Origin of the sequence: Peribacillus sp. NPDC094092, assembly GCF_050279365.1 — a bacterium.
GTDB lineage: Bacteria > Bacillota > Bacilli > Bacillales > DSM-1321 > Peribacillus.
Genome location: NZ_JBNNUC010000001.1, coordinates 1,434,736 through 1,448,762 on the forward strand (window position 1 = coordinate 1,434,736; position 14,027 = coordinate 1,448,762).

Annotated in this window: 12 protein-coding genes; 6 read left to right on the top strand and 6 right to left on the bottom strand. The window is 43.3% G+C overall.

The features are described 5' to 3' along the window. Positions 1 to 46: 46 nt before the first annotated feature. Positions 47 to 1,639: a long-chain-fatty-acid--CoA ligase gene (locus ACQKNS_RS06875; protein WP_427641753.1), complete on the bottom strand. Its 1,593-nt coding sequence runs from the start codon at positions 1,637 to 1,639 to the stop codon at positions 47 to 49. A gap of 224 nt (positions 1,640 to 1,863) precedes the next feature. Between ACQKNS_RS06875 and ACQKNS_RS06880 the strand changes: the two genes are divergently transcribed. From ACQKNS_RS06880 to ACQKNS_RS06905, 6 genes are all read left to right on the top strand, one after another. Continuing rightward, a complete protein-coding gene (locus ACQKNS_RS06880; RefSeq protein WP_241590647.1) occupies positions 1,864 to 2,085 on the top strand; it encodes a spore germination protein in 222 nt (73 codons plus the stop codon). Between the two features lie 22 nt (positions 2,086 to 2,107). Further along, a complete protein-coding gene (locus ACQKNS_RS06885) occupies positions 2,108 to 2,314 on the top strand; it encodes a spore germination protein GerPB (protein ID WP_427641754.1) in 207 nt (68 codons plus the stop codon). Positions 2,315 to 2,397: 83 nt separating this feature from the next. Beyond that, complete coding sequence (gene gerPC / locus ACQKNS_RS06890; RefSeq protein WP_427641755.1) at positions 2,398 to 3,009, top strand: spore germination protein GerPC; 612 nt, start codon at positions 2,398 to 2,400, stop codon at positions 3,007 to 3,009. After that, the gene (locus ACQKNS_RS06895) at positions 2,999 to 3,178 is read left to right on the top strand and encodes a spore gernimation protein GerPD (protein WP_076367219.1); all 180 of its coding nucleotides are present in this window, start codon (positions 2,999 to 3,001) and stop codon (positions 3,176 to 3,178) included. The genes gerPC and ACQKNS_RS06895 overlap by 11 nt, the downstream gene beginning before the upstream one ends. Positions 3,179 to 3,183: 5 nt before the next feature. Further along, positions 3,184 to 3,591, top strand: coding sequence for a spore germination protein GerPE (locus tag ACQKNS_RS06900; protein WP_427641756.1), 408 nt, complete (start codon positions 3,184 to 3,186; stop codon positions 3,589 to 3,591). Between the two features lie 21 nt (positions 3,592 to 3,612). Beyond that, a complete protein-coding gene (locus ACQKNS_RS06905; RefSeq protein ID WP_427641757.1) occupies positions 3,613 to 3,831 on the top strand; it encodes a spore germination protein in 219 nt (72 codons plus the stop codon). Positions 3,832 to 3,876: 45 nt separating this feature from the next. Here ACQKNS_RS06905 and trpB read toward each other — a convergent pair whose 3' ends face one another. The 5 genes from trpB to ACQKNS_RS06930 all read right to left on the bottom strand — a co-directional run bounded on the left by trpB (position 3,877) and on the right by ACQKNS_RS06930 (position 13,794). Further along, positions 3,877 to 5,040, bottom strand: a complete 1,164-nt coding sequence (gene trpB / locus ACQKNS_RS06910) for a tryptophan synthase subunit beta (RefSeq protein ID WP_427641758.1) — start codon at positions 5,038 to 5,040, stop codon at positions 3,877 to 3,879. A gap of 128 nt (positions 5,041 to 5,168) precedes the next feature. Next, the gene (gene addA, locus ACQKNS_RS06915; protein WP_427641759.1) at positions 5,169 to 8,903 is read right to left on the bottom strand and encodes a helicase-exonuclease AddAB subunit AddA; all 3,735 of its coding nucleotides are present in this window, start codon (positions 8,901 to 8,903) and stop codon (positions 5,169 to 5,171) included. After that, positions 8,896 to 12,393, bottom strand: coding sequence for a helicase-exonuclease AddAB subunit AddB (gene addB / locus ACQKNS_RS06920; protein WP_427641760.1), 3,498 nt, complete (start codon positions 12,391 to 12,393; stop codon positions 8,896 to 8,898). Before addB ends, addA begins: the two co-directional genes overlap by 8 nt. Positions 12,394 to 12,582: 189 nt before the next feature. Continuing rightward, on the bottom strand, positions 12,583 to 13,146 hold the full coding sequence (gene lepB, locus ACQKNS_RS06925; protein ID WP_427641761.1) for a signal peptidase I: 564 nt from the start codon (positions 13,144 to 13,146) through the stop codon (positions 12,583 to 12,585). Between the two features lie 33 nt (positions 13,147 to 13,179). Beyond that, a complete protein-coding gene (locus ACQKNS_RS06930; RefSeq protein WP_427641762.1) occupies positions 13,180 to 13,794 on the bottom strand; it encodes a TVP38/TMEM64 family protein in 615 nt (204 codons plus the stop codon). Positions 13,795 to 14,027: the final 233 nt, after the last annotated feature.

The following is a 14,027-nucleotide window of genomic DNA, read 5'->3' on the forward strand; positions in this document are numbered from 1 at the left end:
AAACAGAAAAAAACGCTGATCATTTCTGAACAGCGTTAGCGAGTCATCAATTAACGAATCTGCCTGTTTTCCCCTTAGATTCCCAGTAATCATTACGGAGATGGATTTTTTGTATTTTTCCTGATGCCGTTTTTGGAAGCTCATCGACGAACGATACACTGGTGACGGATTTGAAGTGAGCTAGTTTTTCGCGTGTGAAGGCTTTTATATCAGACTCCGTTAATTCCACGCCCCTTTTTGGCACAATGAAGGCATGCGGCGTCTCTCCCCACTTTTCATGGGGAACGGCAATGACTGCCGCTTCAAGAATGTCCGGATGTTCGTATAGTACTCCTTCCACTTCTATGGAAGAGATATTTTCTCCGCCGCTAATGATGATATCCTTTTTACGGTCAACGATATCAACATTGCCATTTTCATCGATCGTGGCCATATCCCCTGTATGCAGCCACCCATTTCTCAAAGTCTGGCTTGTCGCTTCATCATTTTTCCAATAACCTAACATCACTCCATGACTGCGGACGATTAGCTCCCCGATATCCATGCCATCATGGGCCACTTCCTCACCATTGTCATGGATGACCTTTACCTCACTGCCAATGATCGGATATCCTGCTTTCGCCTTCATTCTGTATTTTTCTTTTTCCGAAAGATCATCGAATTCAGAACGAATCAGCGATATCAGACTAACCGGTGTTGATTCAGTCATTCCGTAAATTTGAATGAATTCCCAGCCTAACTCTTTTTCCACCCTTGTAACGAATGCAGGAGGCGGTGCGGACCCCGCAACGACGATTCGGATATCCTGCTCAATATTCGGAACATTCCGTTCATGATATTGAAAAAGAGAATTCAGAACCGTTGGTGCCATATGCATAATGGAAACCTTATGTTTTTGCAGGGCATCAAATATCATTTTGGGGCTGGTTTTCCTCAAACAAACTTGAGTGGCACCATTTGCCGTATAATAAAATGGGGCACCCCACCCATTCACATGGAACATCGGCAGTACGTGCAAATATGTATCGCGGTCATTGACCCTGAAATGATGCATCGCACCCAGGGCGTGTAAATAGTTGTTGCGGTGAGTCAGCATCACCCCTTTGGGATTTCCTGTTGTCCCGCTAGTATAAAGGAGGCTGGAAACATCATTTTCATCCACGGACTCCCGGTTGAAGCACTTGTTATCATAACGTTCCAGCCAATGGTTGTAATCGGTTGCATTTATCTCTTCGTTTTTATAATGAACGATTATGTGCTCCACCGATTCAAGTTCATCCTTGACAGGGGAAATTAGATGATACAATTCCTGATCTACGAAAAGGACCTTTGACTCGCTATGGTTCAAAATGAATACATAATCGGCAGGCTTCAAACGGATATTCAATGGAACGATTACTGCCCCAAGCTGAAATACCCCATAAAAGCCTTCAAGCATTTCAATTGAGTTAGGTGCCAGATATGCCACCTTGTCACCCTTTTTGACTCCAAGGTCCCTTAAACCATTGGAAAGCTGGTTTACACGACCGTTCAGCTCTAAATATGTTAAAACCTTGTCATCTCCAATGATGGCTTTCTTATCGCCATATAGTAAGGCTGCTCGATCCAAGAAATGCGATAATACTAATGGTACATTCATTTCCTCACCTCTTATTTTATTTCAATATTCTGAATTAACATTATATTACCATATCTGTTATCAAACTTTCAATAACATTCAACATTGTTATATAACAATATATTGATAGGCAGATGAATCACATCAATCATCAGTCAACATACAATACATTGAAACTCCCTTCAGTGATAGGCTCATGGCCTGAGATTCAGGGGAAAAACCAGAATAAAAAAAGGGTGATTTTCTTGCCGGCCATCGTAGGAGTCGTTCAAGTCATCAACGTCGGTAGCAGTGGGATTGTCCATATCGGTGACGTCTTTAAAATAAGTCCATTCTCCACCTCAAAAACGTTTGCAGGTGCTGGCTCTTTTAATACAGGTGAATCCATATCCCTCTATAATGCCTACAGCACCACAAATACAAATGATACAGATGGTGTCGATCAGCCACTGGTCTTAAATCTCTGATGGTTTTTAGAAAGGAGTCAGCATGATCTTCAATATTCACCAGACCATACAAATCAATATGATAAAAATTGAAAGCATCGCCAATTCATCCGTTTTTCAAATAGGAAGCGCCGGGGTGATTAAACCATATTCCACATTAGCCAATACCGGTGGATTCACTGAGCCTGCTCCGGAAATTGAAACTGATGTAATCCCATTAACCAGTTTCGTCCCGTTTACACCTTCCTAGTTCATAGGCATTCACCTACCTCCGACTTTTTCATATACTGTCTTATATGAAATTAACTTATTGTGAGGGTGGGGTGTTGAATCGTGAATCAGGATCTTTATTCGTATTCCATACAAATGCAGCGTTTTCTTGAAGCCCAGGATAAACGGATCATGAAACTTGAACACGAACTCAAACGCCTGACAGATGAACTAGCCGAGCTGAAAAATAAACCGCCAATCCATGTTGATAAAATTGAATATAAATTCGATCAGTTAAAGGTCGAATCTCTAGATGGAACATTGAATATCGGATTAAATCCAACTGATCTTAACAACATTGATGAATTTGCCGTCAACAACCAGCCCGTTCAACCTGCCCCAAACCTATTTCCAGGCAGGGAGATCGTCGTCCAGGAAATTCACAACGATATACTTTCAGACTTGGAGAATATGATTCACGATGCGGAAAACCAGCTGAAAACATCATTGGAACCCTCTTATCATGACTTCATTAAGCAGGACGTCCAACGCCAGCTGCATCAACGAATCAATATGTATTTCGATAATCTTTCGTACGCGGAACGTGCTCCGCAGCAAAGGGATAATATCAAGGAAAAGATCAGGGAAAGGGTGAAATCCGATATTCAAACCGCACTATTTCAATTCATTACCCATTCACAAGCCGAGACAGGAGGAAATCCAAATGGAGTTTAATGTAACCAATCACCAGCTTTGCGTAGGAGATATTAAAATTACCGGTGTAGCAAGTTCTGCTTTATTTCTCATAGGGGATGTACAAACGGTCCAGCTATCCTCAGCATTCGATACCCCACCGGAGTCCCTTATTATCGGGCCACTCGTGCCGCTTACTCCCGAAGGATAAATAACATGTTTTCTAGAATATCAAAAGTAAAATCTTTAGTATCCGACACGACATCATTCAGCTCCACTCTGCAAATCGGGGATACCTCATATATAGATGGTAATTCCCAGGCTTTAGCCGTCCAAAAGAGAAGTGAAACTTTCCAGTCAGTCGATATTCATTTCGAAGATTATGAAATTTTCAAGAGACCATTTTATATTCCGAGATTGAATGAACCAGTCATTTCAAGTTTTTCAAATCCGAATCCCTTTATACGGGTCGGCAATATCAATATTATCGGGATATCAGCCTCATCTGTAGTTGGTGTGGGGAATGTAGGCCATGCACGTATGGAGTCAAGGGTGAAACATATTCGGGAGGTTCCTAAAAAAAACGAAGAGACGCCAGTCGTGGATTCAACCAACTACACTTAAACTTTTAAAGGAGGTGTTCATATGCCAGCCATTATCGGCCCAGTTCAAGTATTTAATGTCGCGGAAGGAAACCTGCTATTCGGTGATTGCGCCGTCATTTCCCCTAAGTCTTCCTCCAAATCGGTTGCCGGATCCGGTTCAGCGAACACAGCTGCAATCGTGTTTACTGCAAATGGCCTGAACGGCAGCAATGTCCTTGATGTCAATGGGGTCGACCAGCCCATTACAGGGAATAACTAGTCAAAGAAAAAGCCTCCCATCTCCAGGGAGGCTTTTAAATTCGGCCTATTCTTCTAACATGTTAAATACTTGCTCGACATCTTTGTCTCCCCTGCCTGATAAATTGACGATCAGCAGATCATCTCTTGTTAACTCCTTTGCGAGCTTGATGGCGTGAGCTAGGGCATGTGAGCTTTCGAGAGCTGGAATGATCCCCTCTGTTTGGGATAATACCTGAAAAGCCTCAAGAGCTTCTTCCCCTTTAACCGTTACATACTCCGCCCGTCCGCTATCTTTCAAAAAACTGTGCTCGGGTCCTACGCTTGGATAATCCAATCCGGCTGCTATGGAAAATGTCGGTTTAGGTTCCCCTTGTTCGTCCACTAACGTCAAACTTCTGAATCCGTGCAATACTGCCGGGACACCTTGCGAAATACTTGGTGCTTCACTTGGCTCTACACCAATTAAACGGACATTTTCTTCATCGATATAATGGGCAAAGGCACCAATCGCATTACTTCCCCCTCCTGCACAAGCAATGACGGCAGTTGGCAGCTTTCCTTCCTTTTCAAGGATCTGGCGCTTTGATTCTTCACTTATGATTGATTGAAAATGCTTAACGATCGTTGGATATGGGTGTGGTCCCACTGCTGAACCAAGCAAGTAAAAAGTATTTTCATAGTTTTGCACCAAATCATTCAAAGCCTCATCAACGGCATCCTTCAATCGACCCTGTCCCTTTTCGACCGCTACGACCTTTGCCCCCAACAATTCCATCCGAAAAACATTCAATGCCTGCCTCTCCGTATCCAGCTTACCCATATAGATCACACACTCCATGCCAAACATCGCACATGCTGTCGCAGTCGCCACACCATGCTGCCCAGCGCCCGTTTCTGCGATGATGCGTTTAGCACCCATCCGTTTAGCGAGCAGGATTTGTCCGATCGCATTATTAATTTTGTGAGCACCTGTATGATTCAGATCCTCACGCTTCAAATATATTTTTGCCCCGCCAACCTTTTTCGTTAAATTCTTCGCATGTGTTAACGGATTTTCGCGTCCGACATATTCTCTCAGATAATATTGAAACTCCTCAATGAATTCCGGGTCATCCTTATATTTCAGGAATTCCGTTTCCAAAATATCCATAACTTCCTGTAGTTCACCCGGTACGAAGCTTCCACCAAACTCACCAAAGTATCCCTTGCTCTTGATCTCACTCGTCATACTCTTCTCTACTCCTTTAAAAAGGTATTTTTCTCCACTAGTATATAGGAAGCATTTACACATTTTCAAACTATTCTGTTTATTCGACCAAAAAGAAGCGTCCCACATCAATGGGACACTCCTCTCTCTTATACTTCCAATAAATGCGAGCCATCAAAGAAAAACAAGTAACGGCCGGTTACCTTCTTATTCATGATCCCTTCAACAGCCCTCGTATACAGCTGAAGCTGCATCCGGTATCTATCGGCAAGAATCTCTTTAGCCCCTTCATACCCGCTAGCAAAACGGCCGGTTATGGTATCCGTTTTATAATCGAGGAGCACAAGACCTTGTTCATCCTCAAAGATACAATCAATCACACCTTGAATAAGGATTTCTTCATCTCCCGCTGCCCAATCGCTGTAAGCTTCCTTTGCAGGCAACGACATCGTAAATGGCACTTCACGGCGAATGCTTCCGGCCCTCTGCATTCTTTGCCCGATTTCACTGTCAAAGAAATCGAGGATCGTCTCAGGTTCCACAGCTGCTTTCTGTTCCTCCGTCAACAACTCACGTTGAATCAAGTCAACGATCAGTTCCTGAATCGATTGAATGGTAATCTCTTTAGATAGATCGATATGCTGCATGACTAAATGAGTAATCGTACCCCTTTCGGCAGGAGTCAGTGACTTTTCTTGCATGAAAGTCGGCCGCTTCGTGATAGGTCGCTTAAATTTACGCAACAACTCTGTGGAGCTTTGCTCGTCCTTGAGTTCATATTGACGTTTTAGTTCAGAAACGGATTGCTTGGAACGGTACACCGTCGCATCATGCTCTGGGTACTCCCATTCCAGCTGTTCCTTGATATCATCATAAAACTCGGAAACGATACCGACCTTCTCCGATTTCTGGACATGATCAAGCATTTGCTCTTGAACCAGTGCCTCTTCCTCATCAAGAACAGCAAGCTCTTCACTTGGAATGACGGAAATGGACCAATTCGATGGATGCGACTCCATTTCCAAGCCAAGACCAGCATCACCAAGAGAATCCCGATGTCGGACAAGGGATGGACCAATCCAATCAAGATAACTTTTTGCACCTGCCCGTACATAGTCCTTCAATAGCCACTCTCCATGTGCAGCATTACTTTCCCAGTTCTGCTGCGTTTTTTCAGCATCATTGATACTGGCAATCAAATAAAGCTTCTCCTTAGCCCTTGTAAGCGCTACGTAGAGGACACGCATTTCCTCGGCAATTAATTCAAGCTGCTTTTTTTTCTTGAAAGCCATTTGGGGGAGGGATGGATAAGTTATCCGTAATTCGGAATTCACATACTTTGCCGCAAAGCCATAATCCTTATCCAGTAAATAGGGCTTGCGTAAATCCATCATATTGAATTGCTTGGAAAGACCGGCAATGAACACAATCGGGAACTCAAGCCCCTTTGAGGAATGAATCGTCATCAGCCGGACTACATCTTCCTGTTCCCCTAAAGCCCGAGCTGCCCCTAAATCATCCCCACGTTCTTGCATTCTTTCTATAAAACGCAAGAAACGGAACAGTCCGCGGAAAGAACTTGCTTCATATTGCCTTGCCCTGTCATACAGAGCTCTTAAATTGGCCTGACGCTGTTTGCCACCCGGCATCCCACCTGCAAAATCATAAAACTGCGTTTCTCGGTACAGGAGCCAAATCAAATCCGATAATGCTTCCTGCCTGGCAAGCTTCCTCCACTTCACGAGTTTTTTATAAAAAGCAGAGGCTTTTTCATAAAGCCCCGGATGTTCTTCCGGGTCACTCTTTCTGTAAAAATCAGCTAGCGCTTCGTAATAGCTTCCTTTATGGAACAAACGCACCTGTGACATCTCTTCTTCATCCAGACCGACGATAGGTGAACGGAGAACGGATGCCAATGGGATATCCTGTTGCGGGTTATCTATCACCTTCAATAAGGAAATCATGATGGCCACTTCGGTCGCTTCAAAATAACCAGTCGATAAATTAGCATATACTGGAATTCCCTGCTTTTTAAATTCCTCCATGATTTGCGGTGCCCATGGCATCGAACGAAGAAGAATGACCATGTCTCGATAAGTGGCAGATCGGTACTTTTTGGTTTTCGTATCATATATCCGATGCTTTTCACTTATAGCCTTTTTAATGAGCTTGGCCATCTGTCTTGCTTCGAGCTGTGCTTTTTCAAGCTCCTCGGCTTCAAACCCGCCATCCGATCCTTCCGTTTCCGAATGAGCTTCCGGATCAGCTGTTCCATCGATTAAATGGAGTTCGATCGGATTTGGATCTTCTTCGGGATATGGGGCACCTTTTTTCAATTGGGCATCTTCATCATATACAATCTCACCGACTGTAACGCCCATCAACTGTTGAAACAAGAAATTGGTCCCATCGAGAACTTCCTTACGGCTCCGGAAATTGCGGTTTAAATCTATTTTCAGTCCGGAATCGACACCATCATGAGTAAAACGTGTGTATTTCCCAAGGAAGAGATTCGGTTCCGCAAGCCTGAACCGGTAAATGGACTGCTTGACATCGCCAACCATGAAAAGATTCCCATTATATTCGCCGTCAGCCGTCACAAGTTTTAAGATGGATTCCTGAACCAGGTTCGTATCCTGATACTCATCTACGAGTACCTCTTTGAACTGGTTCCTGTATTCTACGGCCGCGGCTGATGGTTTTCGTTCACCGTCCACAGTTTCCCCCGTCAAAATTTGAAGACAATAATGTTCCAAATCGGCGAAATCCACCAAGTTCTTTTCTGCTTTTGCAGCAAAAAATCGATCATCAAACTGCTTAACAAGCATTACAAGTGTATCGACATAGCCCTTGAGCTCCCTTATATCCCGCAGATAGCTTTCCGGTTTACGGGAAAATAACTCTTCCTGTAACGATTTGATGATCTTCTTCGCCTTATCACGACACTTAGTAGCCTCATCCGTAACTTCTTTGATGAAATCTCCACCAGTAAGGCGTTTTGCCGTACCAAATTTCACATTTTGGATTTCTTCATAAAGAGCATTCCAGGATTGATCTTTCACTTCCGATAGTTTAGCAACCAGGGCAAGATCAGCTATATAGTTTTCAGCCCTTGGCGCCGGACCCCCAGGGATTTTCGTCAATGCAAGCGAGCGTTCCAATAAGTCCCTGGCAGTGTCCAATTGCAAGCCAACATCGAACTTCAATGAATCGATAAATGAAAGATCATCAATCCCTTCATCATCTGCCAACTCATACATGCTAGCTGCACCATCGAGCCATCGGGCCGGCTCTGGATTCGATTGCGAAAAATCATGCAGCGATCGAACGATATTCTGAAGCGCATCATCGTTACGATCGCTTGTGAAAGCATCAACCAAATTAAAGAACTCTTCATTATCACTTTGGCCATACTGCTCCTCGAAAAGCTCTTCCATCACTTCATCACGGAGCAGCTGGATCTCCGTAGAATCTGCAATCCGGAAGCCCGGGTCGATATCCGTCAGATAATAATACTTCCTGATCACCTCTAAACAAAAGGAATGAAGTGTGGAAATCGAGGCACGATTAATCAAGCTCAACTGCTTACGCAGATGCTGTGAATGCGGATTATCATTGATCGCTTTTTCCAATGCCTCACTTATCCGATGGCGCATCTCGGCAGCCGAGGCATTGGTGAATGTAACGACGAGCAGTTCATCAACATCGATTGGTTCTTCTTCGGAAATGACTTTTTGAATGATCCGATTGACCAGCACCGCTGTTTTCCCTGAACCTGCGGCGGCCGCAACCAGAATGTCCTGATCTTTAGCCCATATCGCTTTCCATTGATCTTCCGTCCAAGTCACATCTTTTGGCAGTGCAGGAATTTTTGTTTTACTCATCGTTCTCTCCCTCCCCCCTTAATAGCTCAAGAACATCATTTTGTTTCTTCTGTGCCAAATTCCTGAATTGGTTTTCCTCCAGTGATTGGTCGAATTGGCATACAGATTTAAAGGAACAGAAAGTACACGGCGTTTTCTCCTTTAATTTATATGGGGTTATATCCACATCACCATCGACCATTCGATCACCAGCCTCCTGATAAATGCGGCGCACATGATGATTCAGAAGCGAAAACTCTTCCCTACTGGCAACTTTGGAAGCCGCAAGGAGCGATCCGTCCTTTTTAAATCCAGCTGGGATGATATCCGACTTACCCGAATTATCAATATCAAGCGTAGTATCCATCATCTGAATGACATTTGAATGATCCAGTACAAGTCCATTCATTTTAAAACTTTTATAAATTTCTTCCTCAATTTTATCCAAACTGAGCATTCCCTTTGATTTGACAACGGGATTATGCACATGAAAATACAAAACGCCAGCTGGAATCGCTTCTTTTCCTATAAGCGACTTGGAATGGGTGACAACGATATCTAGGTATGTCAACATTTGCAGCGCGAGTCCATAATACACTTCACTCATGTTCAGTTCCTTTTCACTCGACTTATAATCGAGCACACGCAAATAGACACCCTCATCTTCTTCCGCTTTATCCACGCGGTCAATCCGCCCGATCAATTCCATCTTCGTACCGTTTTTCAATGTGAAAGAAAGTGGAGGAAGCTCGCCATTTTTTCCGAATCCAAGTTCTAATCCGACTGGGGCAAAACCGCTTACCTTTGCATGTTCACTCAATACGATCGAGGCCCGGCCAATCACATTTTCCAGTTTCCTGCGTAAATAGTGATGGCGGTTCGTACTTAACAAAATCTGATTTTGGAGTTTAGGAGCAAGTCTCTCCACAGCCATCCTGGCCAGCTCCAAGCATTGTTCCGGGGTCAATGCAGACCAAGGAATATCATGGTCCTTTAAATAATCCGAAATCATTTTCAACGCGCCATGGAACATCTCGCCTATATCCGGGGCATCCAAACGGAAAATTTGCCGTTCCCGCAATTTCAAGCCATGAGCGGCATAATGGGAAAACGGGCAGCTATTGAACATTTCCATCCGGGATACACTCGTAAGAATGCTCTCACCGTATAATTGCTTACTTGTTTCCTCAGATAATTTCTTTGTCCTATTTTGATAAAAAAGGCTCGATAAAACCTTAGTTGCTGAAGGACCGGCCATTTCATCATCCAAAATGGCATTATATACATCCCACCATAGTGAATGGATTGGATAGTTCCTTTTTTTCAGCTGCAATTGGGCAGCCAGGTACGAAAGGGCCACATCATGATTTGCAGCATATTTCACCTGTTCTTCAGCAGGCAAATCGGATGGATCGTTCATATAATGCACATCAGACACGTTGGGCAATACGTCCCTTACCCGTTTCAAATACGATGAGGGTAAAAGTGCCTTTCCTTCCTCATCGGCAAGAGGATATGATAAATAAAGGGCCTCAGCCGGCGTAGTAAATGCTTTGTACGCTGTAAATTCTTCATCCAGGAGGCGCACTTTTGAACTTGGGGCAACATCAAGTCCACCAGCCAGCAGCACCTCACGATCACTATCTGAAAATATCCCGTCAGATACAGCTTTTCCTGGCACGACCCCTTCGTTCAGGCCGATAACAAAAGCTGTCTTCACATCATCCAGGCGTGATAAATCTAGATTGGCAACCAATACTTGGTCAATTGCAGGCGGTACCAAAGAAAATTCAAGAGACTCCAGACCAGCTTCAATGATAACTGCAAACTGTTTCAGGGAAAGCTCTTCCCCGCTCAGCAGTTCGACGAATTGGTCCAATAGGTCGACAACTGCATTCCATGTTTGCTCATGCTCTCTTGCCGATACCAGATCACCTGCTTCTTCTGCCTCTTGTTTCAGCTTTTCCAATTTTTCCGGTACATGCAATTCTTCAAGATATAGATATAGGGCTTCACACAATTCCCTTCCATTAATAGCCTTTTTAACACGTTTTGAAAGCTTCAAGATGGGCTCGGTAAATAATTGCTTCAGCTCATTCAACTCTTGTTCAAGCTGCATTTCCTTATCCGTTTGATTCCGGTCCTCGAGTTCCAGTCCGCGGAAGCGCCGGTATGTCCAACGATCTTTGGACGTCCACCTGCTTCCTTTAATGCCACGGGCCAGCACATAGTTTTCCAGCTTATCCACCTGTTCGCGCATTCTATCAAAGTTATTTTGGAGCGGAAATAGAAGCTCCGTCTTGATTGCACGAAATACCGGCTCATAGCGCCAATAGCCATTGATGATCTCCAAAGTGGAACGAATCAGTTCAATCAGAGGATGATTCAGCATCGTCCTTTTGGAATCGACGAACAAGGGAATTTGATAATCCCGAAAAACGGTTTGTAAAATATCTGCGTACGCTTCTCCATTCCTGACTAAAATCGCAATATCGCTGAAACGGTGCTGTTTCTGCCTGACCAGCGACAAGATGTCCCGGGCAACTCCTTCAATCTCGGCTCTGCGGTTAACTGCCTGGGCGATCGTTACATCAGGCGACTGCCCAAACGCTTTGGCAGGCCGAATGGCAAAATAAGTTTCCAGATGATTCAGTCCCGGGCTCTTTCCAAACCTTTCCGTTCCTTTTAAGATTCGATCTTCTGAAATCGGTATGCCATTCCTCAATCCAGCCTGATAAAGGTGATGATATAGATTTCCCGTTTGCCTGAACAACTGCAAATCATCCGGAGCATATTGTCTGTAGGGCTGATCTAACGTCAGTGAAATCGTTACACTTCTGCACAGCTTGATCATTTCTTCCACAATAAGCAGTTCCTGTGGAGTCAAACTATAAAAACCATCGATATATATATCCGCATCCCTTATATAGAAAGAATCTGCCATTTTCTCGATCAGCAAAGTGAAGTAGTCTTCGGAATCTAAATATTTGTTAACCATTTCATCCTCAAAAGCCTGATAGACCAATTCCAGATCATGCAGTTTATCCTGAATGCCGCTGCCGGCCTGTGAGGTTTTGGCCAAATGGTTTTGAATGTCATCAGGTTGGATGCAATACTGCTTGAACTCAGCCAGCATTAGCTCCATCTGTGCAATGAACCCCTGCTTATCAGCAGAACGACGGAACATCTTTAACTCGTCCTTTTTATCATCCATGATCTTCCGAATCAACATATTAACGCCAACGCTGTCCAAATGCAGCCTGCTCATCCCCCCGGTCTCCTGAAGAACGCGCCAAGCAAGCCTGCTAAAACTAAAAACCTGTGTCCGGATCATTCCGGCAAGGCCTGGTGTTTTAATTAATTTATATTCAGATAGAAACGTCATCTGATCAGGAACGAGGTAGATAATTGGATTTCCTTCGGGATCTTCTGCCAATTTAGATCGAATTTCGTCCAATATATTCGAAGTTTTCCCTGCACCCGATCTTCCCAGTAAAAAACGGAGTGACATCTCTTTTTCCCCCTTACAACATAATATCTAGATTCATCATACCAGAAATACATTAGTCACCATGACTAGGTTTCTGTTTCCAATTAGATTTACTTTCTATTATTTTACCGTTTCACTTTAAAAAACACCAATCGTACGTTCGTGTTTTTCCCCAAAAGAAAAAGCCCACATAATTTGGGGCTTCCACGATCATTCACCTGTAAATTTATAATTGAATTCTTTGACCGGCCAATATCGAACATCCACTTTACCGACAACATTTTCAACCGGTATATAACCAAAGTGACGGCTGTCAGCACTTTCAAGACGATTATCACCCATGACAAAAAGCTTGCCCTCAGGGACTTTGGTCACATCCGTCAATTCTTTTAATGTAAAATCACCTGTAAAGTCCTGTCCCGGGAAACCTTCCTTGAATTTCTCAAGATAAGGCTCATCCACTTTCTCACCATTTACGTAAAGCCAATCATCTTTATAACGAATTTGGTCACCTGCAATCCCTATAACTCGCTTAACATAATCTTCTTGTGAATTCGCATGAAAAACAATAATGTCAAAACGGTTGATATCATGCATCTGGTAATTGATTTTATTCACGACAAGTTTATTTCCATCTTCTAGGGTCGGCTGCATCGACTCCCCTTCAACATCATAGCTTGAAAAGAAAAATGTACGGATTAAGATGTAAATAACAAAAGCTATCATCGCTGGTTTTATCCAATCGGATAAAGAATTCTTGTTTGTTTTTTCCATCCAGTTCAACCCCTACTGCATTTATATACTAATTTATTGTCCTTCTTCCCTCTTCATGCTTTTATTTAACCGGAGTTCAAGTCTTTTCCCCACATACCATAGGATAAAGATGACAATCCCCATAATGATCGTACGCACAGGTTTATGAATTAAGGATACTAAATCGTAGCCTACGAAGCTGATCGTAAAGATCATCACCGCTTTCCCTCCCACTACTGCAAGTCCATATTGCAAGGGACTGACTTTTGAAAGTCCTGCCACGATATTAACGATGGCCGAGGGTGTAAAAGGGAAGCAGAGCAATATGAACAAAGGACCGAATCCATGGCTTTCCACCCATACCATCAACCTCTGCACCTGTTTATGCTTTTGCAAAAATCGGAAAAACCTCATTTGACCATATCTTCTTATAATCCAAAAGAGCAAAAAAGAACCCGCTACCGCACCAATCCAAGAAAATAAAAAGCCCCACCAGAGACCAAAAGCCGTTGCGTTAGCAAGCACGAACACCACCAAAGGCAAAAAGGGCAAAAAAGCTTCCAGCATCGGCAGTAAGATCCCTGGAATTGGACCGAATGAGCGATATTGCTGAATAAGTGCAGATATATGATCAAGTGTAAACCACTCACGTATAGTATCCAAATCCATAATTATCTCCCTCGACATGCTGCTAGCAAAGCAGCATAAACTTATTAAAAACTGTTTATTTTAGATATATCACTTTCCCCTGAAATTGCAAGAATTATTACCCATATACCTTCATACTTTCCCTAACTCCGGAAAACATAATCTTGTTAACGAATATTTCTGGATTTATCAAAACCGCTTGCATATACACTTAAAATACATTAGGATAAAAAACAGAACAAATGTTCTTTTTC